This is a genomic window from Nostoc sp. 'Peltigera membranacea cyanobiont' 213 (assembly GCF_002245975.1).
GTDB lineage: Bacteria > Cyanobacteriota > Cyanobacteriia > Cyanobacteriales > Nostocaceae > Nostoc.
In genome coordinates this window covers 31,288-56,604 of sequence record NZ_NOLI01000012.1, presented here as the reverse complement: position 1 = coordinate 56,604, position 25,317 = coordinate 31,288, and the positions used below count along the sequence as shown (strand labels likewise).

Genomic DNA, 25,317 nt, shown 5'->3' with positions numbered 1-25,317 from the left:
ACTTCTACCATTTCTGCAACAAATTCTAGAACCTATGCTGATTCGTCCCGCTACCATAGCTGATGTACCCGCAGTTTTACCAATGGTTGCCAAAATTTGTGCTTTGCATGAGTCTTGGGATTCTGCCAAATATGGTTTTCTACCGAATCCAGAACAGCGTTATGAACAATGGTTGACACGTTTAGCAAATAGCGAGCGCAGTATATTTCTAGTATCCGAAAATGAAGGGCAACTTGTTGGGTTTCTCGTGGCGACAATTGAGCGAGAAATACCAATTTATCGGTTACAAGAATTTGCTTTTATCCATGATATCTGGATTGAGCCAGAACATCGCCAAAACGGAATTACGCGGCAGATGGTGATGCTCAGCTCAGTATTGAACGCTTTCATGAGATGGGCGTTAAACAAATTCGTCTAGATACAGCAGTTATTAACGAAGCTTCACGGCGGCTATTTTTATCTTGTGGTTTTCGACTCAGCATTATTGAAATGCTGATTGAATTGAGTCATTAGTCATTAGTTTTAAGCAAATGACTAATGACCAATGACCAAGGACTAACTAGCTAACAGAGTTTTTTCTAGAGAAGTCCAACGGAAAGAGCGATCGCCACCCATCTCAATTACTACTCTCACTCGTGGTTCTAACTGAGGCAAATTCGTTAAATACTCAAGTTCCTCATTGGAAAGAATATGCCCTTCAATAATCCACAAGACCAGCCCTTTTGATTTTGGTGGTAACTGTTCTAGATGAGAACTGAGAATTGGTGGTAAATAGTACACTTGACCTACTGCCGCACCACTACCAGTACTTTTCTTACCAAGATGAGGAGGTCTGACTCCATGAATTCTTGTGAGATACGCAGCTATATCGCCCAGTCCCTTTGCAGTAATGTGGAGGGTAGTATAGCCAGCTGCGCGGAGTCGGCGCTGATATCGACCTTCATAACCCCCTTCCAGAGGTATATACACTCCAAGAGCGCCAAATTTTTCCAAATCGCGGATCAAACCGTTGCCAGTGGTAATTAGTGCCATAGATTTTTGTCGTTATCCCACTTAGATATCTCTATTATTTACCCTGAACCGATAGATTAAAAGCATTTTGTTTGGGTATTAGACATTAGCTATTCCCCCCGCTCCCCTGCTTCTTCCCCTACTCCCTAAAAATAGCTCTCTAAATTACTGGACAAACATAAATAAATAATTTATATTATTAGATTGTGACCAAACACGCAAATTAGGTAGACATTTTACTGTCATTCTGAGGTAGTGTTAGCATTAAAAGCTGATGATTTAATCCAAATTGGATAATCTAACTCAGATTGCTCGTAGACTGGTAAACTAAGAAAGCTTTCAGGTCAACATTGGAACTTATGGATGAACAATCAAAGCCAATCCTAAGCTCCAGAGTCAATTTACTCCTGTGCCTCTGAAAAGGCAGGCGAAATCTTAAACAATAGTTTAAGGTATTTAAGGAAGTAAAACTGAGCAGCAATGTTGGTTTCATGGCATTACGTCAGTCTCAGTTAACGGATACTGGGCGGTAAAAATCGCTTAAGTCCAACTGCAACACGGCAGTAGCCAACCTCCGGGAAACCGTCTAAAAAGGCGTATACCAATCGGAAAACCCGCCGACAGCGCTGCCTCCAGAAAGTGCCAAAGCAATTGCTTGGACGAAAGCATTGCTGCACACAGCTTAAAACTGTAGCGCCTTGCATTGATTCCAGAAGTTACTCCTTCCTAAAAAGAAGAGAATTGTAGCTGTTCTGGTGATCTATTGAGTGAAGCTAAACAGATTCACCAAGCAGTACGGACACGGTTTGTTGTGTCCCAAAAGCATTTGGATTGGTTTACTTAAGCCATTCCAAATTTCGCAGGCTAACCCAGCCTAAACTGATGCGTACAAAGCGTGTCCTCTAGAGTCCAATTCCAAGGTCAGCAAGTAGAAAGGAGAACCAGTTACTGTGTCTGTAGGTATTCTCGGCACCAAGCTGGGCATGACCCAAATATTTGACGAAGCAGGAGTAGCCATTCCTGTGACTGTCATTCAAGCAGGGCCATGCACCGTTACACAAGTTAAAACGAAACAAACCGACGGTTACTTTGCCATTCAAGTTGGTTTTGGCGAAGTTAAACCAAAGGCACTGAACAGACCACTATTGGGTCATTTAGCTAAATCATCTGCCCCTGCATTGCGTCACCTAAATGAATATCACACCGATGGTTCTAGTGATTATGCCTTAGGTCAACAAATTAAAGCAGATATTTTTAGTGCGGGTCAAATTGTCGATGTAGTCGGCACAAGCATCGGTCGCGGTTTTGCCGGAAACCAGAAGCGCAACAACTTTGGTCGTGGGCCTATGTCACACGGTTCCAAAAACCACAGAGCGCCAGGTTCAATTGGTGCTGGTACAACACCCGGTCGTGTCTATCCAGGTAAGCGGATGGCAGGACGTTTAGGTGGGAAACGCATCACAATCCGTAAGCTGACCATAGTGCGAGTTGATGCAGAACGCAATTTATTGCTAATTAAGGGAGCCATTCCTGGTAAACCAGGCGCTTTAGTAAGTGTTGTACCTGCAAAATTAGTGGGATAGTCAAAAGTCATTAGTCAAAAGTCATTAGTCAGTAGTCATTGGCTAAAGACAAATGGCAAAAGACAAATGACAAATGACAAAGGACAAAGGACAAATAAGAAAGATGGTTGAAAGCGTAGTTAAAAATTGGCAAGGAGAACAGGTCGGCGAGACGACCTTCGAATTGCGCGTTGCCAAGGAAGAAACAGCGTCTCACATTGTACACCGCGCCTTAGTACGGCAATTGACTAATGCTCGTCAAGGAAATGCCAGTACAAAAACTCGTGCTGAAGTTAGAGGTGGCGGTCGTAAACCTTGGCGGCAAAAAGGTACTGGTCGCGCTCGTGCAGGGTCTATTCGTTCACCACTGTGGCGTGGTGGTGGTGTGATCTTTGGGCCAAAACCCAGAGACTTCGACCTTAAGTTGAACCGCAAAGAGCGACGTTTAGCGCTGCGGACAGCATTTGTGAGCCGCATTGAAGACTTGATCGTAGTAGAAGAATTTAGCACCGAGCTATCTCGCCCAAAGACTAAAGACTTAGTGGCAGCACTTGCTCGTTGGGGAGTAGTGCCAGAAAGCAAGGCACTGTTAATTTTGTCTGAAATTGCGGATACAGATAACGTTTATTTGTCAGGCCGCAACATTGAAAATTTAAAACTAATTGCAGCCGACCAGTTAAATGTTTTTGATTTACTGCACGCTGACAAAATTGTAGTTACGGCATCAGCCCTAGAAAAAATTCAGGAGGTCTACAGTGCCTAGCTTTGACCCCCGCGATCTTGCCGACTTAGTACGTCGCCCAATCGTCACCGAAAAAGCGACCATCTTGATGGAACAGAATAAGTACACCTTTGAAGTAATTCCAAAGGCATCTAAGCCAGAAATCAAGGCTGCGATCGAAGACTTATTTCAGGTCAAGGTTGTAAAAGTCAACACCACCTTACCACCACGTAAAAAGCGGCGCGTTGGTAAATTTATCGGTTATAAGCCCCAATACAAGCGAGCTATTGTTACAGTCGCACCTGGGGATGAAGAAAAGATTAGACAAGTTCTATTCCCTGAAGTCTAGGAATTTTAGATTTTAGATTTTAGATTGAGGAGTTTACTGAATAAGTACCAACAATGGTCGTAATTAGTTAAACACTCATTAAATCCAAAATTCAAAATCCGAAATTAAGTAAATCCAAAATCCAAAATCCAAAATAGATTATGGGTACTCGTTCTTACCGCCCTTATACCCCCAGCACTCGCCAAGTTACAGTTTCTGACTTTGCGGAAATCACAAAAACCGAGCCAGAAAAATCCCTAACTACCTCGAAGCATCGCGCCAAAGGTCGGAATAATACCGGGCGGATTACCAGTCGTCGCCGGGGTGGCGGACACAAACAACTTTATCGGATCGTTGATTTTAAAAGGGATAAACATAATATTCCTGCCAAAGTCGCAGCAATTGAATACGATCCAAACCGTAATGCCCGAATTGCCCTTTTGTATTACCAAGATGGCGAAAAACGGTACATTCTTCATCCCAACGGGTTGAAAGTTGGAACAATAATTATTTCTGGACCTGAGTCTCCTTTTGAAGATGGTAATGCTTTACCTCTATCTAGGATTCCCTTGGGTACTAGCGTTCACAACGTAGAAATGACTCCTGGTAAAGGTGGTCAAATCGTGCGGGCTGCTGGTGCTAGCGCTCAAGTTGTGGCAAAAGAAGGTGATTATGTAACTCTCAAGTTGCCTTCAGGAGAAGTCCGCTTAATTCGGCGCGAATGCTACGCCACCATTGGACAAGTAGGCAACACCGATGCGAGAAACCTGAGCGCAGGTAAAGCAGGACGAAATCGCTGGAAAGGTCGCCGTCCAAAGGTTAGGGGTAGCGTCATGAACCCAGTGGATCACCCACATGGTGGTGGTGAAGGTAGAGCGCCTATCGGTAGATCGGGGCCTGTTACACCTTGGGGTAAACCCACATTGGGCGCGAAGACACGCAATCGCAAAAAACTTAGCAGTAAATTCATTGTGCGTCGTCGCCGGAAGTCTTCTAAACGCGGTCGCGGTGGTCGTGAGTCTTAAAGAGTTGGGAGTTAAGAGTTATGAGTTGAGAGTAAAATCTAACTTCTAATTCCTCACTCCTCACTACTAATTTCTAAATCCTAAATCCAAAATTGAACTATGGGTCGTTCTCTAAAAAAAGGTCCTTTCGTTGCGGATCATCTCTTAAAAAAAATTGAAAAGCTCAACGACAACAACAGAAAAGAAGTTATTAAAACTTGGTCAAGAGCTTCGACAATTTTGCCCCTAATGGTAGGTCATACCATAGCTGTTCACAACGGACGACAACACGTTCCAGTTTTTGTAAACGAACAAATGGTAGGACACAAGTTGGGTGAATTTGCCCCGACACGCACCTACAGGGGTCATGGAAAAAGCGACAAAAAAGCGGGTAGGTAGTCATTAGTTATTAGTCATTAGTCATTAGCTAAAGACAAGTGACAAGTGACAAATGACAAATGACAAAATTGGAGAAAATTATGGCTACTAATACTACTGAAGTAAAAGCGATCGCTCGTTTTATCCGCATCTCGGCCTACAAAGTGCGTCGGGTACTCGATCAAATCCGGGGGCGATCTTACCGAGAAGCGTTAATCATCCTGGAATTCATGCCCTATCGCGCCACTGAACCCATATTGAAGGTTCTCAGAAGCGCTGCCGCTAATGCTGAACACAACGCTGGGTTAGACCGGACTAAATTAGTGATTACTCAGGCTTACGCCGATCAAGGGCCACCGTTGAAGCGGTTCCAACCAAGAGCGCAAGGTCGAGCTTACCAAATTCGCAAGCCAACGTGTCATATTACTGTGGCTGTTGGAGCCGCCCCAGAAAAATAAGCACGCTTACACGAATAAATTACGTAAAGTAAGAAATCTTAGAGGAAGCATTCGTGGGACAGAAGATTCATCCAGTTGGTTTTCGCCTGGGTATTACACACGAACATCAATCCCGTTGGTTTGCTGTTCCTGACCGTTATCCAGAACTTTTACAAGAAGACTACAAACTCCGTCAATACATAGAACAAAAGCTGGGTAGACAGGCTCAAAACAACGCCGGGATTTCCGAAGTGCGGATTGAGCGCAAAGCCGACCAAATCGACTTAGAAGTACGTACAGCTAGACCTGGTGTAGTAGTAGGACGTGGTGGACAAGGTATCGAATCCTTGCGAACCGGACTGCAAGGACTGTTGGGTAGCAATCGCCAAATTCGCATTAACGTAGTTGAAGTTCAACGAGTTGATGCTGATGCCTACCTAATTGCTGAATACATTGCTCAACAATTGGAACGTCGGGTTTCGTTTCGGCGGGTAGTGCGGCAATCGATTCAACGGGCCCAACGCGCTGGTGTTCAAGGGATTAAAATCCAAGTCAGCGGCCGACTCAACGGTGCAGAAATTGCCCGGACAGAATGGACTCGTGAAGGTAGAGTACCTTTACATACCTTACGGGCTGACATTGACTACTCTTATTGCACGGCAAAAACTGTTTACGGCATTTTGGGCATCAAAGTTTGGGTATTTAAGGGAGAAATTATTCCTGGACAGGAAGAGACACCCCCACCACCAGCAAGCCGCGATCGCGAACGAGATCCCCGCGATCGCGATCGCGAACCCCGTCGCCGTCAACAACAACGTCGTCGCCAGCAATTTGAAGACCGCTCAAATGAAGGGTAAACGGGAACTGGGGACTGGGGACTGGGGACTGGGTAAGAATTCTCAATCCCCGATCCCTAATTCCCAATCCCTAATCCCCAGTACCTAGTACCCAGTAGCCAATCATGTTAAGCCCTAGAAGAACTAAATTCCGCAAACAACAGCGCGGACGGATGGAGGGACTAGCCACCCGTGGTAGCACCCTCAACTTCGGTGATTTTGCACTCCAAGCACAAGAACCTGCTTGGATTACCTCCCGGCAAATCGAGGCTTCTCGTCGGGCAATGACTCGTTATATTCGTCGGGGTGGACAAATCTGGATTCGGATTTTCCCTGATAAACCTGTAACCATGCGTCCTGCTGAAACCCGGATGGGTTCCGGTAAAGGTAATCCAGAGTTTTGGGTAGCGGTAGTCAAGCCAGGACGGATTTTGTTTGAAATCGGTGGAGTGACTGAAGAAATCGCCCGGGAAGCTATGCGTTTAGCTTCATTTAAACTGCCTATAAAAACCAAGTTTATTGTGCGCCCTCAACCACAGGAGCAGGAGTAGCTTATGCCTCTTCCCAAGATTTCAGAAGCTAGAGAATTAAGTGACGAAAAGCTCTCTGATGAAATTGTCGCCATCAAAAGACAACTATTTCAGTTGCGCTTGCAAAAAGCCACAAGACAATTAGAAAAGCCCCACCAGTTCAGACAGGCTCGACATCGCCTAGCCCAATTGCTGACATTAGAAACAGAACGCAAACGGGCAGCAAGTCAATCGGCTAAAGAAGAAAAGTAGGAGATTATGGCAGTTAAAGAACGAGTTGGCTTGGTAGTGAGCGATAAAATGCAAAAAACTGTGGTAGTTGCCATAGAAAACCGCGCTCCTCACCCCAAGTACGGCAAAATTGTGGTTAACACCCAACGATATAAAGTTCACGACGAAGAAAATAAGTGTAAAGTAGGCGATCGCGTTCGCATTCAGGAAACTAGACCCCTGAGCAAAACCAAGCGCTGGAAAATCACAGAAGTCCTGAACGTCAAGCCCGCTTAAACCTCATCGTTGTTAGAAGCTAACAACACCACAAGGGAGAATAATTGTGATTCAACCCCAGACTTATTTAAATGTCGCTGATAATAGCGGTGCCCGTAAATTAATGTGCATCCGCGTCTTAGGTGGAGGCAACCGCCGTTATGGTTTTATCGGTGATAAAATTATCGCCGTTGTCAAAGATGCTACACCCAACATGGCTGTTAAAAAGTCTGATGTTGTGGAAGCAGTAATTGTCCGCACTCGGAAAGCCGTATCTCGTGACAGTGGCATGAGTATTCGCTTTGATGATAACGCTGCTGTGATTATCAACAAAGACGGTAATCCCAGAGGCACACGGGTTTTTGGCCCAGTTGCCCGGGAACTGCGCGATAAAAACTTTACCAAAATTGTTTCTCTGGCTCCGGAGGTGCTTTAATGGCAACCAAACAAGGTACGCCCAAAGTATTCCACAAAATGCACGTCAAAACTGGCGACACCGTACAAGTGATTGCTGGTAAAGACAAAGGAAAAATTGGTGAAATTGTCCAGGCACTTCCCCAACTGAGTAAAGTCATCGTCAAAGGTGTCAACATCAAGACCAAGCACGTCAAACCCCAGCAAGAAGGGGAATCAGGGCGAATTGTCACCCAAGAATTCCCAATTCATAGCTCCAACGTCATGCTTTATTCAACTAAGCAAAACGTTGCCAGTCGTGTTTGTTATACCTTTACTTCAGAAGGGAAAAAAGTCAGAAAACTTAAAAAAACTGGCGAAATTCTGGATAAATAGTCATTGGTCATTAGTCATTAGTCATTAGTAATAAAGACAAAGGACAAATAACAAAGGACAATAAAAGTTCCCTGACCAAGCCCAGGGATATCAGGACAAAAAACTATGGCAGCAACAAGACTCAAAAGCTTATATCAAGAGACAATCGTCCCCAAACTGATCAATCAGTTTCAATATACCAACGTTCATCAAGTACCGAAGTTGGTAAAGGTTACTATTAACCGAGGTTTGGGTGAAGCTGCTCAAAACGCCAAGTCACTGGAAGCATCCATCAACGAAATTGCGCTTGTCACCGGTCAAAAACCAGTGGTAACGCGGGCGAAAAAGGCGATCGCAGGTTTTAAGATTCGTCAAGGGATGCCCGTCGGGATCATGGTTACTCTGAGAGCCGAGCGGATGTATGCCTTTTTTGACCGACTGGTTAGCCTATCACTGCCCAGAATTCGAGATTTTCGCGGCGTTAGCCCTAAAAGCTTTGACGGACGGGGTAACTATACTCTGGGTGTAAGAGAACAGCTAATTTTTCCAGAAGTCGAATACGACAGCGTTGATCAAGTGCGTGGGATGGATATTTCCATCATCACCACAGCAAAAAACGACGAAGAGGGCCGCGCCTTACTTAAAGAATTAGGAATGCCCTTTCGCGATCAGTAAGTTCATCTATAGAGGGAACGATGGCGGCTAACGACACAATTGCAGATATGCTGACGCGCATCCGCAATGCCAACCTGGCGCGGCATCAAACGACACAAGTGCCAGCGACAAAAATGACCCGCAGCATTGCCAAAGTGCTACGGGAGGAAGGCTTTATTGCTGAAATCGAAGAAGCAGAAGAAGGGGTAAAACACAACCTAGTGATTTCCCTAAAATATAAGGGTAAGAATCGTCAGCCTCTAATCACCGCCTTAAAGCGAGTGAGTAAGCCAGGCTTGCGTGTTTACTCCAATAGAAAAGAATTACCAAGAGTACTAGGCGGCATTGGCATTGCCATTATTTCGACATCCAGTGGAATTATGACTGACCGCGAAGCGCGTCGTCAAAACTTGGGTGGCGAAGTGCTTTGTTACGTTTGGTAGTCATTGGTCATTAGTCGTTTGTCATTAGTCATTAGTCATTGGTCATTAGTCTTAAGCAAAGGACAAAGGACAAAAGACAAAGGATAAATAACAAAAGGCAAAGGACAAATAACAAAGGACAAAAAGTAATGTCTCGTATTGGTAAACGTCCAATTACTATTCCCGCCAAAGTTCAAGTGGCGATCGATGGTACGAATATTGTAGTGAAAGGGCCCAAAGGAGAACTTTCTCGCACTCTCAGAGATAATGTCTCACTCTCTCAAGAGGGAGAAATATTGCACGTAAATCGCCGGGATGAAACTCGGACATCGAAGCAACTGCACGGCTTGAGCCGCACTTTGGTTGCCAACATGGTCGAGGGAGTATCCCTTGGTTTTCAGCGCCGTTTGGAAATCCAAGGTGTTGGTTACAGGGCACAACTTCAAGGGCGTAACCTAGTTTTAAACATGGGTTACAGCCATCAGGTGCAAATTGAACCACCTGAAGGAATTCAGTTTGCAGTTGAAGGTACCACTAACGTAATTGTTAGCGGCTACGACAAAGAAATTGTAGGTAATACAGCCGCAAAAATTCGCGCCGTTCGTCCACCAGAACCTTACAAAGGTAAAGGTATTCGCTATGCAGGTGAAGTGGTAAGACGTAAGGCTGGTAAGACTGGTAAGGGTGGTAAGAAGTAGAAATGAAACTTACTCGTAGAGAATCAAAAAACCGTCGTCATCGCCGGGTTCGTGGTAAAGTTGTTGGCTCCCCAGAACGTCCGCGTTTAGCGGTATTCCGTTCTAATGAGCATATTTATGCCCAGGTAATTGATGATAGTCAGCATCAAACCATAGTGGCAGCATCGACTTTAGAACCAGATTTGAAATCTAGTTTAGCGTCAGGTGCAAACCGCGACGCATCGGTACAAGTTGGTAAATTGATCGCAGTGCGATCGCTAGAAAAAGGTATTACCAAAGTAGTCTTCGATCGCGGTGGTAACTTATATCATGGTCGTGTCAAAGCCCTAGCTGATGCAGCCCGCGAAGCTGGTTTAGATTTCTAAAGTCATAGGTCATTGGTCATTAGTCATTGGACAAATGACAAAAGACAAATGACAAATGACAAAAGACCCTTCAGGTGATGCCTCCGGCACGCCAAGGGCGAACGCCAGTTACTCATGGGGGAGACCCCCAAGACCGCACTGGCTCACAAATGACGTTCACCAGAGCATAAATATGGCAACAGAGCGTAAAAGTAGAACAAAGCGTGCCAAAAAAGAAGAAACTACTTGGCAAGAGCGGGTTATCCAAATCCGCCGCGTGAGTAAGGTCGTCAAAGGTGGTAAAAAACTCAGTTTCCGAGCGATCGTTGTCGTTGGTAACGAACGCGGTCAAGTTGGTGTCGGAGTAGGCAAAGCTTCAGATGTAATTGGCGCTGTCAAAAAAGGCGTAGCTGACGGCAAAAAACACCTCATTGATATCCCAATCACCAAATCAAACTCCATCCCCCATCCTATTGATGGTGTAGGTGGCGGTGCAAAAGTGATTATGCGTCCAGCTTCACCTGGTACTGGGGTAATTGCGGGTGGTGCTGTGCGAACTGTGTTGGAATTAGCAGGAGTTCGTAACGTTTTAGCCAAGCAACTTGGTTCCAACAATCCGCTTAACAATGCTAGAGCCGCAGTCAATGCCTTATCTACATTGCGGACTCTTTCTGAAGTCGCTGAAGATCGCGGTATTCCTATTCAAAATCTCTACATCTAATTTAGTCATTAGTCATTGGTCATTAGGAGCCACTGCGTTGTGGGGTTCCCCCTGTTGAAGCAAATGGCGTTCATTAGTGAATCACAAATGACAAATGACTAACGACAAATGACAAACGACAAATGAGAACTTGATAACTTATGAGACTCCATGATGTTAAGCCGCAAAAAGGCTCAAAGAAACGCAAGAAGCGTGTAGGCAGAGGTATTTCTGCCGGTCAAGGTGCTAGTGCTGGTCTAGGTATGCGGGGTCAAAAATCTCGTTCTGGTAGCGGTACTCGACCTGGTTTTGAAGGTGGTCAACAGCCATTGTACCGCCGCTTACCTAAGCTGAAAGGCTTTCCGATTGTTAATCAGAAGATTTACACTACGATTAATGTAGAGAAGCTAGCCTCCCTTCCCGCTAATACAGAAGTAACTTTGACCTCCTTGAAAGCCGCAGGTATCCTGACTGCTGTCAAAGGGCCACTGAAAATTTTAGGTAACGGCGAATTGAGCATTCCGCTCAAGGTACAAGCGGCAGCTTTCACAGGTACAGCTCGGAGCAAAATTGAGGCAGCTGGTGGTAGTTGTGAAGTCTTATGAGTGAGCCGGAACAGCGCACTTAAATGGAAGCCAACTCGCTGTCAGCGCCTGGTTCACTATAAAGGTAGCACTCTATGATCAGTCGAGACAAAGCCCCAACGGCTCAAGAAACTTTTATGCAGATGGCACAAGCAGCCGGGCTTAGAGGTAGGCTGCTTGTCACTGTTGGTGTTTTAATTTTGGTTCGCCTGGGAATTTTCCTGCCCGTACCAGGGATTGATCGAGGGCGGTTTCACGACGCCATCTCGGGCAATAATTCCATCTTCGGTTTATTGGATATATTTTCTGGGCGCGGACTTTCGACTTTGGGAGTCTTTGCTTTAGGGATTTTACCTTTCATTAATGCGTCCATTATCATCCAATTGCTCACTGCGGCAATTCCTTCTTTAGAAAATTTACAGAAAAATGAAGGCGAAGCGGGTCGGCGGAAAATATCGCAAATTACCCGCTATGTAACTGTGTGTTGGGCAATTATCCAAAGTACAGCTTTTTCGGCATTATTCCTCCAGCAATTTGCCTTAAAGCCAGGGCCAATCTTTGTAGCTGAAACCGCGATCGCTCTGACAGCTGGTTCCATGTTCGTCATGTGGGCATCAGAACTAATTACAGAGCGGGGAATTGGTAATGGAGCATCATTGTTGATTTTTGTCAACATTGTTGCTTCATTACCAAAAGCTTTAGGCGATACTATCGATTTGGTGCAAGTCGGCGGTCGGGAAACAGTGGGTCGCGTCATCGTACTAATCTTAGTTTTCTTAGCAACCATTGTTGGTATTGTGGTTGTCCAAGAAGGAATGCGCCGCATCCCGATTATTTCGGCTCGTCGCCAAGTAGGTCGTAGAGTTTTGGCAGAGCAACGGAGCTTTTTACCCTTGCGGCTAAATCAAGGTGGCGTAATGCCAATTATCTTTGCCGCAGCTATCCTCAGTTTGCCATTGCTAATTGCAAATTTCGCCAAGAATGCTGAGTTGGCAAATATAATTAACACTTATTTGAGTCCAAGCGGTTCTGGCTCTTGGGTCTATGCCTTGGTTTACATGATTTCCATTATTTTCTTCAGCTACTTCTATTCTTCGTTGATTCTCAACCCAGTAGATGTAGCGCAGAATTTGAAGAAAATGGGTTCTAGTATTCCTGGCATTCGTCCCGGCAAAGCGACTAGCGAGTATATCGAGCGCGTGTCAAACCGGCTCACCTTTTTGGGTGCGATCTTTTTGGGCTTGGTTGCGATTATCCCAACTGGTGTAGAAAGTGCTTTAGGAGTACCCACATTTAAGGGACTAGGTGCGACCTCTCTGTTAATTTTAGTGGGCGTGGCAATTGATACGGCAAGACAAATCCAAACTTACGTAATCTCTCAGCGCTATGAAGGAATGGTGAAACAATAGTGACGCGACTAATCTTCTTGGGGCCGCCTGGGGCTGGTAAAGGAACACAAGCTCAAGCATTGGCGGAACACTTGAATATTCCCCATATTTCCACTGGGGAAATATTAAGACAAGCCATGAAAGAGCAAACTCCTTTGGGAATCAAGGCTCAAAACTATGTAAATAGCGGCGAGTTAGTCCCCGACCAGCTAGTGCAGGACTTGGTACAGGAGCGCCTAAACCAAACAGATGCAGAAAATGGTTGGATTCTTGATGGTTTTCCCCGCAAAGTGACCCAAGCGGCTTTTCTAGAAGAATTACTGGAAACAATACATCAGAGTGGCGAAAGGGTAGTCAATCTAGATGCACCAGATGATGTTGTGGTAGAACGTTTGCTAACTAGAGGACGAAAAGATGATAACGAAGAGGTGATTCGTCGGCGGTTAGAAGTTTACCGCGATGAAACTGCACCTTTAATTAATTATTATCGCGATCGCCAAAAACTTTTAACAGTAAACGGCAATCAGTCCCAAGAAGAAGTCACTAGTGAACTGCAAAAGCTAATCGCTTGAGGATGAGGGAGTAGGGGAAGAGCTACAGTAATTCTTTCCCCAATTCCCAATGTTCCATACCCCTCCCAAGAAACAGATCAATTTTAGCTAAGATATATTAATAAACTGTTGATATATTTCTTAAAATGTGTTCAGTTGCAGATGAAGTGCTGCAACTGAACACGAAATTGTTGAGTTGAGGAAAAAACAAATTGTCTAAGCAAGATTTGATTGAAATGGAAGGCACGGTTACAGAGTCCTTGCCCAATGCGATGTTTCGCGTTGACTTGGACAATGGATTTAACGTGCTAGCTCACATTTCCGGTAAGATTCGCCGCAATTATATCAAGATTTTGCCTGGCGATCGCGTCAAGGTAGAGTTAACTCCTTATGACTTGAGCAAAGGTCGAATCACCTACCGCTTGCGTAAGAAGTAAATGCAACTAAAATCTTTGTCGGAGGTAAGTAAATTATTGACTAAGCCAGAAGCCATTCAAATGGAAGGCAGCGTTACAGAGTTATTACCTCGTGACAGCTTTCTAGTTAAAAGGGATGATGGCTCAATCTTAAAAAATGCTCAGAAGTTCCGAGTTCAATTAGACAATGGGGATTTCGTCTTGGCATATCTTCCCGTGAACCGTCAATATACCAAGATTTTACGTGGCGATCGTGTCAAGGTAGAGTTAAATCCTTACGACTTGACTAAAGGCAGAATTACCTATCGACTACGCAAGAAGTAACTATATGTAGAGGATTTTACCAGAAAACCATCTTTTTGACTGTTTGCTAGTCAATTCAGTGGATTTTTTTCCCTATAAATGCTATAATTTAATATTTGGAGTCAGAAAATAAAAGGCAATGAAAGTTAGAGCTTCAGTCAAGAAAATTTGTGAAAAGTGTAACGTGATTAAACGTCGTGGTCGCGTCATGGTGATCTGTGTGAACCCGAAGCACAAACAACGTCAAGGATAACGCTCTTACCAACAGAGTTAAGTTGTAACACTCATATCATCATTAAAACAGAAAGACGCGATTAATCACGTTTTTCCAACCAACAGTAATTGCGACAACAATAGGGAGAGTTCATTGTGGCACGTATTGCCGGAGTAGACCTTCCACGCGATAAGCGCGTCGAAATCGGTCTGACTTATATCTACGGAATTGGTTTATCACGCGCTCAAGAAATTATAGCGGCTACTGGTGTGAACCCAGACACCCGCGTTAAGGACTTAAGTGATGCGGATGTGACAGCCCTGCGAGGCGAAATCGAAACCAACTATCAAGTTGAAGGCGACTTGCGGCGCTTGGAGTCTTTGAACATCAAGCGCTTAGTCGATATTGGTACTTACAGAGGTCGTCGTCATCGTATGGGCTTACCAGTTAGAGGACAAAGAACTCGCACCAATGCCAGAACCCGTCGAGGTAGAAGGCAGACAGTGGCTGGTAAGAAGAAGGCTCCAGGGAAATAAATTTGCAACACTTGCTAATCAGAGCAAGTTTTACCTTAAATCAAGAAAACAAGTATGGCGAGACAACCAACTAAAAAATCCGGGAGCAAGAAGCAGAAACGGAATGTACCCAGTGGGATGGCCTACATCCAGTCTACTTTCAACAATAGCATTGTCACCATTACCGATCAGAATGGAGATGTCATCTCCTGGGCTAGTGCTGGTTCTAGCGGTTTTAAGGGAGCAAAAAAGGGAACTCCCTTTGCAGCGCAAACAGCTGCTGAAAGTGCAGCCCGTAGAGCCATCGATCAAGGAATGCGCCAAATCGAGGTAATGGTCAGTGGCCCAGGAGCAGGTAGAGAAACCGCTATCCGGGCACTTCAAGGAGCAGGACTGGAAATTACACTCATTCGGGATATTACCCCCATTCCTCACAATGGTTGCCGTCCACCCAAGCGCCGCCGAGTTTAAATACTAGGACTTGGGCATTGAGGACAATAAGCTACAACCAAAGAAAGTAAAGTTACTTGCAATGACCAATTGGGCGGATAACGTGCAAACTGTCATTGGGTGAAAACTTGGGCGACCAAAAGCGAATCAGATTTTTCCGTAAGGAAAGCTGTTAAACTTCGGGAACCCAAAATATTATTAGCGCCTGAAAGCTCAATAGGAGCGTCAAACTATATCGTAATCTCATACTAATAGTTTGATAGACCTATAACCTACAGGACATAAATTCAATTCGGGAGGCAATTGATTTGTCTGCTAGCAGCACCTTAGAAAAAGGGAGGCTCATCCGTGGCGCAGTTTCAGATTGAATGTGTAGAGTCGAATACTGAAGAAAGTCGGAACCATTACAGTAAATTTGTTCTGGAACCTCTAGAACGCGGTCAAGGAACAACAGTTGGCAACGCACTGCGGCGGGTTTTACTGTCTAACCTAGAAGGTACAGCAGTTACAGCAGTGCGGATTGCAGGTGTTTCACACGAGTTTGCCACAGTTCCGGGCGTGCGGGAAGATGTACTGGAAATCCTCATGAAAATGAAGGAAGTTATCCTCAAAAATTATTCCTCGCAGCCTCAGATTGGTAGATTACTCGTTAGCGGCCCAACAACAATTACTGCGGCACATTTTGATTTGCCCAGTGAAGTAGAAGTTATCGATCCGACTCAGTATGTAGCCACCATCGCTGAGGGTGGAAAGCTGGAAATGGAATTTCGGATCGAGAAAGGCAAAGGCTATCGGACTGTAGAGCGAGGACGGGAGGAAGCCACATCGTTGGACTTTCTCCAAATCGACTCGATATTTATGCCGGTGCGAAAAGTCAACTATAGTGTTGAAGAATCTCGTGGGGAAGGCTTGATTCCAAAAGACCGACTACTGTTGGAAGTTTGGACAAATGGCAGTATTTCTCCTCAAGAAGCACTATCTTCTGCTGCTGGGATCTTGGTAGATTTATTCAACCCGTTGAAAGACATCTCCTTGGAACCAACAGACACAGGTTCCGATATTCCAGACGATCCAACTGCCCAGATACCCATCGAAGAGTTGCAACTTTCTGTGCGGGCATATAACTGTCTCAAAAGGGCACAAGTTAACTCTGTGGCAGATTTGTTGGATTATACCCAAGAAGACCTCTTAGAAATTAAGAACTTTGGGCAGAAGTCAGCAGAAGAAGTTGTGGAAGCTTTGCAGCGTCGCTTGGGCATCACCCTGCCAATGGAAAGAGGCTCTAAACACCCTTAAGAAAAACCTTCATAATTCATAGTGCATAATTATGCGTCACCGTTGTCGCGTCAAAAAACTCAGTAAACCAGCCGATCAACGCCGTGCTTTACTGCGATCGCTCACCACCGAGCTGATCCGTCATGGTAAGATCACCACCACTTTAATTAGAGCGAAAGTTCTGCGAAGTGAAGTGGAAAAAATGATCACTCTAGCTAAAAATGGCTCCCTGGCAGCACGCCGCGAAGCCCTTGGCTATATCTTCGACAAACAATTGGTTCACGCTCTATTTGAGCAAGTTCCAACTCGATATGGCGATCGCCAGGGCGGTTATACCCGCATCCTGCGTACCGTACCGCGTCGGGGCGATAATGCAAAAATGGCAATAATTGAATTGGTTTAAGTCGTTAGTCATTGGTCATTAGTCATTGGTCATTAGTGAATAACAAAGGACAACTGACAAAGGACAAATGACAAAGGACAAAATCTGTATGTTAGAAAGCCCCCAGCCTACACAAACTCATCGAGTAGCCTTGGTAATCCAATACCTGGGCACTCATTTTCATGGCTGGCAACGGCAAAAACAACACCGGACAGTCCAAGAAGAGATTGAAATTGCGATCGCTACTATTCTTGGGCATCATGTAACACTACATGGTGCTGGGCGAACCGATTCGGGAGTTCATGCTGCTGCTCAAGTAGCCCATTTTGAAGCTACAGGTTTAATTCCGCCTCACAAGTGGGCAACAATCCTCAACAGCTACCTGCCGCCAGATATATTAATCAGGGCTTCAGCTAGTGTAGATAACCGTTGGCACGCTCGCTTTAGTGCAGCCTATCGACGGTATCGTTACACAATATATACTGAAGATCGGCAAAACTTGTTTGTAAGACCCTTCAGTTGGCATTATTATTATGCACCCCTGGATGAATCTTTAATCCAAGCTGCCTTGAAACCTCTCTTGGGAAAGCATCACTTAGCTGCTTTTCACCGTGCAGGCTCAAAGCGATCGCATTCCTGGGTAGAGGTGCAAGCAGCAGAGTGTCGTCGCAGTGGGCCATTTATCCATATTGAAATACAGGCAGATGGATTTTTGTATGGCATGGTGCGGCTGTTGGTAGGGATGCTGGTACAAGTAGGTTCTGGACAACGAACACTTTCTAACTTCACTGAACTCTGGAAAGAAGAACGCCGGGAAGAAGTGAAATATGCCGCCCCGCCCCAAGGCTTGTGCTTGTTGCGAGTCGGCTATCCCGATTTTCCCTTTCCAAAAGAGATTTGGTACGACACCTTGCCAAAGTTCGTCACTAGTCAAGAGTCATTAGTCATTGGTCAGTAGAGACGCGATTAATCGCGTCTGTACAATCGTCATTAGTGAATAACAAAAGACAACTGACAAAAGACAAAAGACAAATGACTAATGACAAATTAAAAATGACAAAGGACAAATAACAAATGACAACAGTTAAAACATACCTTCCTTCTCAAGCGTCGATTGAGCGTGAGTGGTACATAGTAGATGCCACCGATAAACGCCTCGGTCGCCTCGCTAGCGAAATCGCCCAGGTTTTAAGAGGCAAAAAGAAACCCGAATATACACCCCACTTGGATACAGGTGACTTCGTAATCGTCATTAATGCCGAGAAAGTCGCAGTCACAGGCAAAAAGCGCACTCAAAAGCTTTACCGTCGCCATTCTGGTCGTCCTGGTGGGATGAAAACGGAAACTTTCGCTAAACTGCAACAGCGCGTACCAGAGCGAATTTTAGAACAGGCTGTTAAAGGTATGCTACCTAAGAATAGCCTGGGTAAGCAGTTGTTCACCAAGCTGAAAGTCTACGCTGGGCCTACCCATCCCCACGATGCTCAACAACCTAAAGAACTAAAAGTTAGTACAATTCCTGGAGAAGAAAATTAATGGTAGTAGCAGATGCCAATAGCGGTCGCGCCGTATACTGGGGTACTGGCCGCCGGAAGAATGCAGTAGCACGGGTACGCTTGGTTCCAGGCACCGGTCAACTGACTGTGAACGGTAAAGATGGAAACTTGTATTTCCAATTTAACCCAAACTACCTGGGAGTGATAAAAGCTCCTCTGGAAACTCTGGGATTAGAAAACGAATATGACATTTTGGTGAAAGCAGAAGGCGGTGGCTTGACCGGACAGGCTGATTCTGTCCGTTTGGGAGTTGCTCGTGCTTTGTGCCAACTTGACCCAGACAACCGCCCACCTTTGAAAACCGAAGGTTATTTGACTCGCGATCCCAGAGCAAAAGAGCGGAAGAAATATGGTTTACATAAAGCCCGGAAAGCACCTCAGTACTCTAAGCGTTAAGCGATTGGGGACTGGGTATTGGGTACTGGGTACTGGGTATTGGAGATTAGATATTGAGAATTGAGTATTGGGAAAAGTCCGTTGTTTATTTACATCTTTCCCAGTCCCCAATCCCTAGTCCCCAGTCCCCAATCCCTAGCTTCAATTGAACGCTGAAAGTTATAATTTGTATAGATTCATCCCACAAAGAACAATGGCTAAAGCTGATATTCATCCAAAATGGTATCCAGATGCTAAAGTTTACTGCAACGGTCAAGTTGTTATGACCATTGGCTCTACCAAGCCAGAATTGCACGTAGATGTTTGGTCTGGAAATCACCCCTTTTACACCGGCACTCAGAAGATTATTGATACTGAGGGTCGAGTAGAGCGCTTCCTCCGCAAGTACGGTATGAGCAGCACTCAAACATCTGGCGACGAACAAACCAAAAAGTAGCGAGTTGGCTCTGCTGTTAACGACGGCCCTGCATCAGCTGGGTCGATTTTCATTTATATGCTCGAGCCAATTTGTTATTTTTTAAGGAGCGATCGCACTCGTCATGGCTGAATCATACTTACTGGACAAACTAAAATCCGTTGAACAAACCTTTAATGAGTTAACACGTCGTCTTGGCGACCCCGATACCGCTAGCAATCCTGATGAATATCAAGAAATTGCTAAGTCTCGTTCTTCTTTGGAAGAGGTAGTTGATACTTATGAAATTTGGAAAACAGCCCAAGAAGACTTGACCGGAGCGCGTCAGGTTTACAAAGAATCTGCCAGTGACCCAGAGTTGCAAGAAATGGCATCACTGGAAGTAAAAGAACTTGAAGAAAAAATAGAACATTTAGAGTCTCGCTTGAAAGTCTTGCTGCTACCACGCGACCCCAATGATGAAAAGAATATCATGTTGGAAATTCGCGCTGGTACTGGTGGCGATGAAGCAAGTATTTGGGCAGGCGATTTGATGCAGATGTACACCCGCTATGCCCAAACTCAAGGTTGGAAAGTTTCTCTAGTGAGCGAATCTAAAGGAGAAGTGGGTGGCTGGAAAGAAGTCATTCTAGAAATTAAAGGTAATGACGTTTACAGCCAATTAAAATTTGAAGCTGGAGTACATCGCGTGCAGCGCGTGCCGGCAACTGAATCTGGGGGAAGGGTTCATACTTCTACAGCTACCGTGGCGATTATGCCAGAGGTGGATGATGTGGAAATTCACATTGACCCGAAAGATATTGAAATGACCACAGCCCGTTCTGGTGGTGCTGGTGGGCAAAATGTTAACAAGGTGGAAACAGCCGTTGACTTGATGCACAAACCAACGGGAATACGGATTTTTTGTACAGAAGAACGCAGTCAGTTGCAAAACAAAGAACGGGCAATGCAAATTCTGCGGGCGAAGTTGTATGACATCAAGTTAGGCGAACAACAAGCAGCTGTAACTTCCATGCGGCGATCGCAAGTTGGTACTGGATCGCGATCGGAAAAAATTCGCACCTATAATTATAAAGATAACCGCGCTACCGATCATCGGTTAGGTCAGAATTATTCTCTTAACCCTGTTTTGGATGGTGATTTAGAGACACTTATCCAGTCTTGTATATCTCTAGACCAGCAAGAACGTCTCGCGGAGTTAGCGACTTCCGCCGCTAACTAATTTTTGCTGTTAAATATCCCAATACGCTTGGGTTATGGGTTATTGCTCTTTGAAGACGCGATAAATCGCGTCTCTACATGAGGCTTTTGTTGCTCATTCTGAATTTGTAAAACCACTTGTTGTAATGTTGCTTTTAACACAGACAGGTGGTTTTCTAATATCGTGTGGAGTGCATCTTCTATTTCACTGGGATAATGGTAATAGGCAAATTCGTACTTCATAACGTAATTTAGCTTTGCCCATTCCTTCAGGGTTTGACAGGTATAAATTAGCTGTTGGGCTTCTTCTTGCCAACGCGCAAAAATCCGGTAGCTAAAAAAGCTGCTGCATATATTGCCTTTTGCATCCCAGTAGGAAATACACACTTGATGCTTCAGAAGGTGGATTTTTTTGATTTGCTTAACATCGTAGCCTTTAACTTTTAAAGCTTCTTTAGTTTCTGCTTCAGAAATGTTCCACTTTTCTGGTTTAATTTTATTAGTGGCTATAAGGTTTTTACCTTTGCGGCGATATTGGTTAATTTTGCGTGGCTTGCGAAACATGATGCACCTTCGATATTATTTCTTCGCAGCAAAGTCTGGCTACTAGCACAAGCGCCGTAGCAAACTAAGTTTTTTGGGTTGATTTAAAGATTGATGGGTTAGTCTACTAGCTTGATGCCTGTAGTTGCCGATTTACAACCAGAGATATATTTTAGTACTAAAACACAAGGCTGTCAATATAAAAGTAAACTTGTATTATTGAAAGTAAACTTGTAAATAAAGTTGGCTAGCTATATAAGCAGTGAAGATCGAAAGCAAACAAAAACTGATTGAAATCATTAAACTAGCTCGCGGTTCAATGAGTCAGCGAGCATTTGGTAAGCTTTTGGGGGTATCTGCTACTGCTGTTCAGATGTGGGAAAAAGGTGTGAAGGTTCCAGATACAGAAAATTTGGCTCGAATCGCATCGAAAGCAGGCTACACAATGGAAGAGTTAATCAGCTGCATTGATGGCAAGCCAATTCCAGAAACCTCAGATTTGAGTCTGATTCTGAGACAAATCCAGCACATGCCTTTAGCCCAAGTGGCTCAAATCGTCCAAGCTGCGGCAGAGAGATTGGCGGCTGTGGCTGAAGCGTCTGGGGATGAGGCGAAAGCTAGTTGAATATTTTTTCAGAATTGAATTGAAATCATTAAAATATAACGTTTCTCGTTTGTATGCAATACACTCTGACCTCTCTCCAAACCTCTCTCCTAAAAGGAGAGAGGCTTTGAATTTTACTCCCCTTCCCTACAAGGGAAGGGGCTGGGGGTTAGGTCTGTATTAGACTCAACTCAGAAGCGCTATAGCTCTCGTTTCTCAACTTTATGGACAAACCTTTTTTGTATGACCAAGACTTCTATGGCTGGACACAGCAGCAGGCTAAAGCGTTAGAACAGAGGCTAGTTATGGAACTAGACTGGCAACACCTGCAAGAAGAAATTCAAGCTTTGGGGAGACAGGAGTATCGGGAACTTGTGAGCCGTCTGAGTGTATTACTCGGTCATCTCTTAAAGTGGGAATATCAACCCGAACAACGCTCTCGCAGTTGGTTTTTAACAATTCGAGAACAGCGTCGCGCCATCCACAGGCATCTGCGACAGAACCCTAGTTTAAAATCTCGAATAGAAGAAGCTTTGTTAGATGGCTTTGAAGCGGGAGTTGATTTAGCGCTACGAGAAACTAACTTACCATTGCGAACTTTTCCAGAGGATTGCCCTTATTTATTTGATGATGCGATCGCAGACAATTTCCTGTGCGATACTCGTCAAGACTGGGAAGGATAATTCCTGCTATTTTTCTGACGCTCATTTTTTATTTTGAGACACGTTATCGCTTGATCTAAGAGATGATGCCCAATATTTGTAAGTAAGTAGGTGGGCTGAATTAAATATATAATAAATAGATTGACATAAAAACGTTTTAGTGATTGAAAAGCTACTAAAAGTTAATTGCACACACCTACTTAGTCAAACTTCCTCAGTTTGGAAAAGGAACATTGCGAAACTCAATATTGTTCCCCCATTATTATTGGACTTTGGACAAAAAATAAGTGTTAGGGTAAATTTTGGGTGAATAAAAAACTAGGCATCATAAATTACCCCAGTTATTTTACAAACTGAGTTAAATTCTTAAAGCCTAAGAAAATTTACGCTGCTTTTTGTTTATTGGTGTTGATTTTGACAGTTTCTTGACAACGGGATGCTTAGTTCGTTGTGTTTGAGCCTGACCTTTGACGACAAGACAGAGTAAATAAACTTTAGGGAAAACAAATTGAATCAACTTTACCGTGACGAGCGTATAAACCGAAACCATCAGCAAACTGAATTGCAGTTTCTCCATCAGCATGGAGTTCGCCGTAATTATCAAGCAGTAATTTTGTAGGTCTATCACAAATTATGTAATGTACAGGCATTGGTATAAACCACCAACCACACTCAGTACATAAATCTTTGTAAACCTGCCATTGCTCTTGGTTATGCTGGCAATCTAGTTCATTGATGCAATAGTCGAATAGTCCAGCGTAGCTTGCCCATTCCGAATTAGGATAAATAAAGTTATCGTAAAAACGACCAAAAGCGTCAGGACAATCTTTCAACTCATTACTTAACCTTTCGCAAAGCCAATCCCATAAAACATTCCATAATTGCGTATGAATTCTACTACCTACTTTATCCGTAAGATTTTCATCTAAAACTTTCCAAATTTCTAGACTGATTTGAGGATTCAGTCCGCTTGGATATAATTCCGTATTTAAATCCCACCATAAACGAGTTCTTGGTTGACCTTCGCCACAAATAGTTTGTAAGCTAGCTACCTGATTAATAATTTCATCATCACTAAGACCATTGAAGTTAGCTGTTGCAAGTCTTAACTCAGCGCTAAAAGCAGCATACGGACTCTCAAAAAAGGTGATTTCAGGCATTGTAAAACTTTCAGGATAAAAATTGTATACATCTTCTAGTACAGCCAATACTCTATTGCGATTTATACGCTCTGTAGATAAATTAATCGCTCTCCATTTTTGCTGATAAGATACGATGGATTCTTCTTGTTGAGATGTCAGTTTTGTAATCATCGATAATTATTTTTGTAGAACACAATCGCTTGGAACCTTGGTAATGAGCGAGGCGATCGCTAATTTTGCTTGATTTCAAGGTTCTGGTAGAAATACATAACAGCTATACAAACGAAGTTTTGCTGCACGGACTCCAGGAAGTTGAAACCCACGCAGGTAGGTTTTGTCTGTATAGCTGCGATTTCTAATCGCCAGAACTAGGGTAATTTTATTGGCAGTTAAGGAATAAATGGTTTTAAAATGGTGCAATCTTAAAATATTTAGGGATGCAGCTATGTCACTACGCAATGAGCCTCTAGATTGGCATTTTGAATCAAACGAACATTATATACCGATTTATCATAAAGGTGATTTGGTGGGATTTTTTAAACCAGAATATGCCAGTGAAATTATTAAGTTTTTAAACGAAGAAGAAATTTTAAAGAAAGCATTAAAAATGGCTTGTACCGATCTAATTAAAAAAGTGGGTGGGGATACCAGAAAAGTATATTATTTAATGGAAAAATATGTAAAAAATAGCGAACGTCCAAAGTATGGAACAAGAGCGATCGCAGTTTTACTTCAAGATAGGCAAAAAGAGCTTGACTTGAGTAACCAGGAGTTTGCAAAATTCTGCGACACCTTTAAATTATCTCCGACTGAACTGAATAATATTTATGCTGGGGAAGCATTTGATGATAGTTTATTAGCACCCCTTTCACGTATATTAGGGATGCCAAAAGAGCAATTGCTGAAAGTGCGAGATGGTTCTGAAGAAAAAAGTAACACATAAACAGCAAATCGAAATCTTCAACTGATCTAAAATTGTGAAAACAGACATCATCTTTTATCGCCTGTTTCAAGAATTCCCTGATATCTTCTTTGAACTTATTGGTAATTCTCCAGAAGAAGCTAACCTTTATCAATTTTCATCAGTTGAAATCAAACAAAGAGCCTTCCGAATCGATGGTGTATTTCTGCCTACACAAGGAAGTGAGAACCAGATTTACTTTGTTGAAGTGCAATTTCAGGCTGATGGGGAAATTTATTCACGGCTAATTGCAGAAATATGTTTATACCTCCGTCAGAATCAACCATCAAATGACTGGGGTGCTGTGGTTTTATACCCAAACAGGAATGTAGATACAGGCAATATAAAGCATTACCGTGAGTTTTTCACAAGTGGGCGGATTAGGCGTATTTATTTGGATGAATTAGGCGAAACTGCATTGCTTCCAATTGGCATTGCAACTGCTAAATTAGTAATTGCAGCCGACGACATAGCGATCGCTTTAAGCTTGGGAGTTGATAGACAGAACCAAGTCAGAGATAAGCTCACCACCAAAACAGCAGCAATTATTACAATTTATAGAGACTATTTTGGCTTACAAGTTTCCCACAATGAGTAGGGAGGAGATGGAGGAAATGTTTGGCTTAAGCGAGTTAAAGCAAACCAGATTTTATCAGGAAGCCTTTCAGGAAGGTGTTGAACAAGGTAAGGTTGAAGGGAAACTAAAAGCAGTACCAGCAATGTTGGCAGCAGGGTTGACTGTGGAACAAGTAGCACAGGCGTTAGATTTGAATGTCGAAGAAGTCAGACAAGTAACGCAAAGCCAGCCTTAAGATAGATGTGGTAAATTTTATCCGTGGCTCAAGCCAAATTTGGTTTGCGGCTTCCAAACTCGATCGCGA

General features: G+C 43.9%; 40 protein-coding genes and 1 pseudogene. 37 read left to right on the top strand and 4 right to left on the bottom strand.

The window, feature by feature from the left end:
• The first annotated feature begins 34 nt into the window (after positions 1 to 34).
• A complete protein-coding gene (locus CDG77_RS05895) occupies positions 35 to 418 on the top strand; it encodes a GNAT family N-acetyltransferase (protein WP_223269715.1) in 384 nt (127 codons plus the stop codon).
• A 137-nt stretch (positions 419 to 555) separates the two neighbouring features.
• On the opposite strand, the gene CDG77_RS05890 is transcribed toward CDG77_RS05895, so the two are convergent.
• Entirely contained in the window at positions 556 to 1,032 is a 477-nt protein-coding gene (locus tag CDG77_RS05890) for an NAD(P)H-quinone oxidoreductase subunit N (protein ID WP_094328464.1), read from the bottom strand.
• A 491-nt stretch (positions 1,033 to 1,523) separates the two neighbouring features.
• Positions 1,524 to 1,715 carry a hypothetical protein gene (locus tag CDG77_RS35210; RefSeq protein ID WP_143856962.1) on the bottom strand — a complete coding sequence of 64 codons (192 nt, stop codon included), beginning with the start codon at positions 1,713 to 1,715 and terminating at the stop codon, positions 1,524 to 1,526.
• Between the two features lie 246 nt (positions 1,716 to 1,961).
• Here CDG77_RS35210 and rplC point away from each other — a divergent pair, with 246 nt between their 5' ends.
• The 32 genes from rplC (at position 1,962) to prfA (ending at position 20,546) form a co-directional block, all read left to right on the top strand.
• On the top strand, positions 1,962 to 2,594 hold the full coding sequence (gene rplC / locus CDG77_RS05885; RefSeq protein WP_094328463.1) for a 50S ribosomal protein L3: 633 nt from the start codon (positions 1,962 to 1,964) through the stop codon (positions 2,592 to 2,594).
• A gap of 103 nt (positions 2,595 to 2,697) precedes the next feature.
• On the top strand, positions 2,698 to 3,336 hold the full coding sequence (gene rplD, locus CDG77_RS05880; protein WP_094328462.1) for a 50S ribosomal protein L4: 639 nt from the start codon (positions 2,698 to 2,700) through the stop codon (positions 3,334 to 3,336).
• A complete protein-coding gene (locus CDG77_RS05875) occupies positions 3,329 to 3,643 on the top strand; it encodes a 50S ribosomal protein L23 (RefSeq protein ID WP_094328461.1) in 315 nt (104 codons plus the stop codon). Before rplD ends, CDG77_RS05875 begins: the two co-directional genes overlap by 8 nt.
• 140 nt (positions 3,644 to 3,783) lie before the next feature.
• Positions 3,784 to 4,647 (top strand): 50S ribosomal protein L2, encoded by an 864-nt coding sequence (gene rplB, locus CDG77_RS05870; RefSeq protein ID WP_094328460.1) that lies wholly within the window; start codon positions 3,784 to 3,786, stop codon positions 4,645 to 4,647.
• Positions 4,648 to 4,746: 99 nt separating this feature from the next.
• Positions 4,747 to 5,025, top strand: coding sequence for a 30S ribosomal protein S19 (gene rpsS / locus CDG77_RS05865; protein WP_012410721.1), 279 nt, complete (start codon positions 4,747 to 4,749; stop codon positions 5,023 to 5,025).
• A gap of 80 nt (positions 5,026 to 5,105) precedes the next feature.
• Complete coding sequence (gene rplV / locus CDG77_RS05860) at positions 5,106 to 5,462, top strand: 50S ribosomal protein L22 (protein ID WP_094328495.1); 357 nt, start codon at positions 5,106 to 5,108, stop codon at positions 5,460 to 5,462.
• Positions 5,463 to 5,515: 53 nt separating this feature from the next.
• Positions 5,516 to 6,298 carry a 30S ribosomal protein S3 gene (gene rpsC, locus CDG77_RS05855; protein ID WP_094328459.1) on the top strand — a complete coding sequence of 261 codons (783 nt, stop codon included), beginning with the start codon at positions 5,516 to 5,518 and terminating at the stop codon, positions 6,296 to 6,298.
• A 104-nt stretch (positions 6,299 to 6,402) separates the two neighbouring features.
• A complete protein-coding gene (rplP, locus tag CDG77_RS05850; RefSeq protein WP_094328458.1) occupies positions 6,403 to 6,828 on the top strand; it encodes a 50S ribosomal protein L16 in 426 nt (141 codons plus the stop codon).
• A gap of 3 nt (positions 6,829 to 6,831) precedes the next feature.
• The gene (gene rpmC / locus CDG77_RS05845) at positions 6,832 to 7,059 is read left to right on the top strand and encodes a 50S ribosomal protein L29 (protein ID WP_012410717.1); all 228 of its coding nucleotides are present in this window, start codon (positions 6,832 to 6,834) and stop codon (positions 7,057 to 7,059) included.
• Between the two features lie 6 nt (positions 7,060 to 7,065).
• Complete coding sequence (rpsQ, locus tag CDG77_RS05840; RefSeq protein ID WP_094328457.1) at positions 7,066 to 7,314, top strand: 30S ribosomal protein S17; 249 nt, start codon at positions 7,066 to 7,068, stop codon at positions 7,312 to 7,314.
• Between the two features lie 46 nt (positions 7,315 to 7,360).
• Positions 7,361 to 7,729, top strand: coding sequence for a 50S ribosomal protein L14 (gene rplN / locus CDG77_RS05835; RefSeq protein ID WP_012410715.1), 369 nt, complete (start codon positions 7,361 to 7,363; stop codon positions 7,727 to 7,729).
• On the top strand, positions 7,729 to 8,082 hold the full coding sequence (gene rplX, locus CDG77_RS05830) for a 50S ribosomal protein L24 (protein WP_012410714.1): 354 nt from the start codon (positions 7,729 to 7,731) through the stop codon (positions 8,080 to 8,082). The genes rplN and rplX overlap by 1 nt, the downstream gene beginning before the upstream one ends.
• Positions 8,083 to 8,187: 105 nt before the next feature.
• A complete protein-coding gene (gene rplE, locus CDG77_RS05825) occupies positions 8,188 to 8,736 on the top strand; it encodes a 50S ribosomal protein L5 (RefSeq protein ID WP_094328456.1) in 549 nt (182 codons plus the stop codon).
• A 20-nt stretch (positions 8,737 to 8,756) separates the two neighbouring features.
• Positions 8,757 to 9,158 (top strand): 30S ribosomal protein S8, encoded by a 402-nt coding sequence (gene rpsH, locus CDG77_RS05820; protein ID WP_012410712.1) that lies wholly within the window; start codon positions 8,757 to 8,759, stop codon positions 9,156 to 9,158.
• Between the two features lie 128 nt (positions 9,159 to 9,286).
• Positions 9,287 to 9,835, top strand: a complete 549-nt coding sequence (gene rplF / locus CDG77_RS05815) for a 50S ribosomal protein L6 (protein ID WP_094328455.1) — start codon at positions 9,287 to 9,289, stop codon at positions 9,833 to 9,835.
• A 2-nt stretch (positions 9,836 to 9,837) separates the two neighbouring features.
• The gene (gene rplR / locus CDG77_RS05810) at positions 9,838 to 10,200 is read left to right on the top strand and encodes a 50S ribosomal protein L18 (RefSeq protein WP_094328454.1); all 363 of its coding nucleotides are present in this window, start codon (positions 9,838 to 9,840) and stop codon (positions 10,198 to 10,200) included.
• 172 nt (positions 10,201 to 10,372) lie between these two features.
• Entirely contained in the window at positions 10,373 to 10,900 is a 528-nt protein-coding gene (gene rpsE / locus CDG77_RS05805; protein ID WP_094328453.1) for a 30S ribosomal protein S5, read from the top strand.
• A 140-nt stretch (positions 10,901 to 11,040) separates the two neighbouring features.
• Positions 11,041 to 11,484 carry a 50S ribosomal protein L15 gene (rplO, locus tag CDG77_RS05800; protein WP_094328452.1) on the top strand — a complete coding sequence of 148 codons (444 nt, stop codon included), beginning with the start codon at positions 11,041 to 11,043 and terminating at the stop codon, positions 11,482 to 11,484.
• A gap of 74 nt (positions 11,485 to 11,558) precedes the next feature.
• Positions 11,559 to 12,872 carry a preprotein translocase subunit SecY gene (gene secY, locus CDG77_RS05795; protein ID WP_094328451.1) on the top strand — a complete coding sequence of 438 codons (1,314 nt, stop codon included), beginning with the start codon at positions 11,559 to 11,561 and terminating at the stop codon, positions 12,870 to 12,872.
• Positions 12,872 to 13,423, top strand: coding sequence for an adenylate kinase (locus tag CDG77_RS05790; RefSeq protein ID WP_094328450.1), 552 nt, complete (start codon positions 12,872 to 12,874; stop codon positions 13,421 to 13,423). Before secY ends, CDG77_RS05790 begins: the two co-directional genes overlap by 1 nt.
• A gap of 191 nt (positions 13,424 to 13,614) precedes the next feature.
• Positions 13,615 to 13,839, top strand: a complete 225-nt coding sequence (gene infA / locus CDG77_RS05785; RefSeq protein ID WP_006196724.1) for a translation initiation factor IF-1 — start codon at positions 13,615 to 13,617, stop codon at positions 13,837 to 13,839.
• Positions 13,840 to 14,142 carry a translation initiation factor IF-1 gene (gene infA, locus CDG77_RS05780; RefSeq protein WP_442946411.1) on the top strand — a complete coding sequence of 101 codons (303 nt, stop codon included), beginning with the start codon at positions 13,840 to 13,842 and terminating at the stop codon, positions 14,140 to 14,142.
• Positions 14,143 to 14,260: 118 nt separating this feature from the next.
• Entirely contained in the window at positions 14,261 to 14,374 is a 114-nt protein-coding gene (rpmJ, locus tag CDG77_RS05775; RefSeq protein WP_015129703.1) for a 50S ribosomal protein L36, read from the top strand.
• A 116-nt stretch (positions 14,375 to 14,490) separates the two neighbouring features.
• Positions 14,491 to 14,871, top strand: coding sequence for a 30S ribosomal protein S13 (gene rpsM / locus CDG77_RS05770; protein WP_094328449.1), 381 nt, complete (start codon positions 14,491 to 14,493; stop codon positions 14,869 to 14,871).
• 54 nt (positions 14,872 to 14,925) lie between these two features.
• Positions 14,926 to 15,321 (top strand): 30S ribosomal protein S11, encoded by a 396-nt coding sequence (rpsK, locus tag CDG77_RS05765; protein ID WP_012410703.1) that lies wholly within the window; start codon positions 14,926 to 14,928, stop codon positions 15,319 to 15,321.
• A 327-nt stretch (positions 15,322 to 15,648) separates the two neighbouring features.
• Entirely contained in the window at positions 15,649 to 16,596 is a 948-nt protein-coding gene (locus CDG77_RS05760) for a DNA-directed RNA polymerase subunit alpha (protein WP_094328448.1), read from the top strand.
• Between the two features lie 31 nt (positions 16,597 to 16,627).
• Entirely contained in the window at positions 16,628 to 16,978 is a 351-nt protein-coding gene (gene rplQ / locus CDG77_RS05755; RefSeq protein ID WP_094328447.1) for a 50S ribosomal protein L17, read from the top strand.
• A gap of 88 nt (positions 16,979 to 17,066) precedes the next feature.
• Positions 17,067 to 17,915 carry a tRNA pseudouridine(38-40) synthase TruA gene (gene truA / locus CDG77_RS05750; protein WP_094328446.1) on the top strand — a complete coding sequence of 283 codons (849 nt, stop codon included), beginning with the start codon at positions 17,067 to 17,069 and terminating at the stop codon, positions 17,913 to 17,915.
• Between the two features lie 116 nt (positions 17,916 to 18,031).
• Positions 18,032 to 18,493, top strand: a complete 462-nt coding sequence (gene rplM, locus CDG77_RS05745) for a 50S ribosomal protein L13 (RefSeq protein ID WP_094328445.1) — start codon at positions 18,032 to 18,034, stop codon at positions 18,491 to 18,493.
• Positions 18,493 to 18,909, top strand: coding sequence for a 30S ribosomal protein S9 (rpsI, locus tag CDG77_RS05740; RefSeq protein ID WP_012410698.1), 417 nt, complete (start codon positions 18,493 to 18,495; stop codon positions 18,907 to 18,909). The genes rplM and rpsI overlap by 1 nt, the downstream gene beginning before the upstream one ends.
• A 193-nt stretch (positions 18,910 to 19,102) precedes the next feature.
• Positions 19,103 to 19,345 (top strand): 50S ribosomal protein L31, encoded by a 243-nt coding sequence (rpmE, locus tag CDG77_RS05735; RefSeq protein ID WP_012410697.1) that lies wholly within the window; start codon positions 19,103 to 19,105, stop codon positions 19,343 to 19,345.
• Positions 19,346 to 19,448: 103 nt separating this feature from the next.
• Entirely contained in the window at positions 19,449 to 20,546 is a 1,098-nt protein-coding gene (gene prfA, locus CDG77_RS05730) for a peptide chain release factor 1 (RefSeq protein WP_094328444.1), read from the top strand.
• 32 nt (positions 20,547 to 20,578) lie between these two features.
• Here prfA and CDG77_RS05725 read toward each other — a convergent pair whose 3' ends face one another.
• Positions 20,579 to 21,088 (bottom strand): hypothetical protein, encoded by a 510-nt coding sequence (locus tag CDG77_RS05725; protein ID WP_223269714.1) that lies wholly within the window; start codon positions 21,086 to 21,088, stop codon positions 20,579 to 20,581.
• 241 nt (positions 21,089 to 21,329) lie between these two features.
• On the opposite strand from CDG77_RS05725, the gene CDG77_RS05720 reads away from it, so the two are divergent.
• Both CDG77_RS05720 and CDG77_RS05710 read left to right on the top strand, forming a co-directional pair.
• Complete coding sequence (locus CDG77_RS05720; RefSeq protein WP_094328443.1) at positions 21,330 to 21,692, top strand: helix-turn-helix domain-containing protein; 363 nt, start codon at positions 21,330 to 21,332, stop codon at positions 21,690 to 21,692.
• Positions 21,693 to 21,895: 203 nt separating this feature from the next.
• Complete coding sequence (locus CDG77_RS05710) at positions 21,896 to 22,354, top strand: DUF29 domain-containing protein (RefSeq protein WP_094328441.1); 459 nt, start codon at positions 21,896 to 21,898, stop codon at positions 22,352 to 22,354.
• A 473-nt stretch (positions 22,355 to 22,827) separates the two neighbouring features.
• On the opposite strand, the gene CDG77_RS05705 is transcribed toward CDG77_RS05710, so the two are convergent.
• Entirely contained in the window at positions 22,828 to 23,646 is an 819-nt protein-coding gene (locus CDG77_RS05705; RefSeq protein WP_094328440.1) for a DUF6745 domain-containing protein, read from the bottom strand.
• Between the two features lie 229 nt (positions 23,647 to 23,875).
• On the opposite strand from CDG77_RS05705, the gene CDG77_RS05700 reads away from it, so the two are divergent.
• A complete protein-coding gene (locus CDG77_RS05700; protein ID WP_317615907.1) occupies positions 23,876 to 24,418 on the top strand; it encodes a hypothetical protein in 543 nt (180 codons plus the stop codon).
• 34 nt (positions 24,419 to 24,452) lie between these two features.
• Positions 24,453 to 25,248 (top strand): annotated as a pseudogene (locus CDG77_RS05695) (Rpn family recombination-promoting nuclease/putative transposase).
• The last annotated feature ends 69 nt before the right edge of the window (positions 25,249 to 25,317 follow it).

What these genes read in the sequence shown, in the direction of transcription:
- CDG77_RS05895 (WP_223269715.1), top strand. Translation starts at nt 35, where the DNA reads ATGCTGATTCGTCCCGCTACCATAGCTGATGTACCCGCAGTTTTACCA.
- CDG77_RS05890 (WP_094328464.1), bottom strand. Translation starts at nt 1,032, where the DNA reads ATGGCACTAATTACCACTGGCAACGGTTTGATCCGCGATTTGGAAAAA.
- CDG77_RS35210 (WP_143856962.1), bottom strand. Translation starts at nt 1,715, where the DNA reads ATGCAAGGCGCTACAGTTTTAAGCTGTGTGCAGCAATGCTTTCGTCCA.
- rplD (WP_094328462.1), top strand. Translation starts at nt 2,698, where the DNA reads ATGGTTGAAAGCGTAGTTAAAAATTGGCAAGGAGAACAGGTCGGCGAG.
- rplB (WP_094328460.1), top strand. Translation starts at nt 3,784, where the DNA reads ATGGGTACTCGTTCTTACCGCCCTTATACCCCCAGCACTCGCCAAGTT.
- rpsS (WP_012410721.1), top strand. Translation starts at nt 4,747, where the DNA reads ATGGGTCGTTCTCTAAAAAAAGGTCCTTTCGTTGCGGATCATCTCTTA.
- rplV (WP_094328495.1), top strand. Translation starts at nt 5,106, where the DNA reads ATGGCTACTAATACTACTGAAGTAAAAGCGATCGCTCGTTTTATCCGC.
- rplP (WP_094328458.1), top strand. Translation starts at nt 6,403, where the DNA reads ATGTTAAGCCCTAGAAGAACTAAATTCCGCAAACAACAGCGCGGACGG.
- rpmC (WP_012410717.1), top strand. Translation starts at nt 6,832, where the DNA reads ATGCCTCTTCCCAAGATTTCAGAAGCTAGAGAATTAAGTGACGAAAAG.
- rpsQ (WP_094328457.1), top strand. Translation starts at nt 7,066, where the DNA reads ATGGCAGTTAAAGAACGAGTTGGCTTGGTAGTGAGCGATAAAATGCAA.
- rplX (WP_012410714.1), top strand. Translation starts at nt 7,729, where the DNA reads ATGGCAACCAAACAAGGTACGCCCAAAGTATTCCACAAAATGCACGTC.
- rplE (WP_094328456.1), top strand. Translation starts at nt 8,188, where the DNA reads ATGGCAGCAACAAGACTCAAAAGCTTATATCAAGAGACAATCGTCCCC.
- rpsH (WP_012410712.1), top strand. Translation starts at nt 8,757, where the DNA reads ATGGCGGCTAACGACACAATTGCAGATATGCTGACGCGCATCCGCAAT.
- rplF (WP_094328455.1), top strand. Translation starts at nt 9,287, where the DNA reads ATGTCTCGTATTGGTAAACGTCCAATTACTATTCCCGCCAAAGTTCAA.
- rplR (WP_094328454.1), top strand. Translation starts at nt 9,838, where the DNA reads ATGAAACTTACTCGTAGAGAATCAAAAAACCGTCGTCATCGCCGGGTT.
- rpsE (WP_094328453.1), top strand. Translation starts at nt 10,373, where the DNA reads ATGGCAACAGAGCGTAAAAGTAGAACAAAGCGTGCCAAAAAAGAAGAA.
- rplO (WP_094328452.1), top strand. Translation starts at nt 11,041, where the DNA reads ATGAGACTCCATGATGTTAAGCCGCAAAAAGGCTCAAAGAAACGCAAG.
- secY (WP_094328451.1), top strand. Translation starts at nt 11,559, where the DNA reads ATGATCAGTCGAGACAAAGCCCCAACGGCTCAAGAAACTTTTATGCAG.
- infA (WP_442946411.1), top strand. Translation starts at nt 13,840, where the DNA reads ATGCAACTAAAATCTTTGTCGGAGGTAAGTAAATTATTGACTAAGCCA.
- rpmJ (WP_015129703.1), top strand. Translation starts at nt 14,261, where the DNA reads ATGAAAGTTAGAGCTTCAGTCAAGAAAATTTGTGAAAAGTGTAACGTG.
- rpsK (WP_012410703.1), top strand. Translation starts at nt 14,926, where the DNA reads ATGGCGAGACAACCAACTAAAAAATCCGGGAGCAAGAAGCAGAAACGG.
- rplQ (WP_094328447.1), top strand. Translation starts at nt 16,628, where the DNA reads ATGCGTCACCGTTGTCGCGTCAAAAAACTCAGTAAACCAGCCGATCAA.
- truA (WP_094328446.1), top strand. Translation starts at nt 17,067, where the DNA reads ATGTTAGAAAGCCCCCAGCCTACACAAACTCATCGAGTAGCCTTGGTA.
- rplM (WP_094328445.1), top strand. Translation starts at nt 18,032, where the DNA reads ATGACAACAGTTAAAACATACCTTCCTTCTCAAGCGTCGATTGAGCGT.
- rpsI (WP_012410698.1), top strand. Translation starts at nt 18,493, where the DNA reads ATGGTAGTAGCAGATGCCAATAGCGGTCGCGCCGTATACTGGGGTACT.
- rpmE (WP_012410697.1), top strand. Translation starts at nt 19,103, where the DNA reads ATGGCTAAAGCTGATATTCATCCAAAATGGTATCCAGATGCTAAAGTT.
- prfA (WP_094328444.1), top strand. Translation starts at nt 19,449, where the DNA reads ATGGCTGAATCATACTTACTGGACAAACTAAAATCCGTTGAACAAACC.
- CDG77_RS05725 (WP_223269714.1), bottom strand. Translation starts at nt 21,088, where the DNA reads ATGTTTCGCAAGCCACGCAAAATTAACCAATATCGCCGCAAAGGTAAA.
- CDG77_RS05710 (WP_094328441.1), top strand. Translation starts at nt 21,896, where the DNA reads ATGGACAAACCTTTTTTGTATGACCAAGACTTCTATGGCTGGACACAG.
- CDG77_RS05705 (WP_094328440.1), bottom strand. Translation starts at nt 23,646, where the DNA reads ATGATTACAAAACTGACATCTCAACAAGAAGAATCCATCGTATCTTAT.
- CDG77_RS05700 (WP_317615907.1), top strand. Translation starts at nt 23,876, where the DNA reads ATGGTTTTAAAATGGTGCAATCTTAAAATATTTAGGGATGCAGCTATG.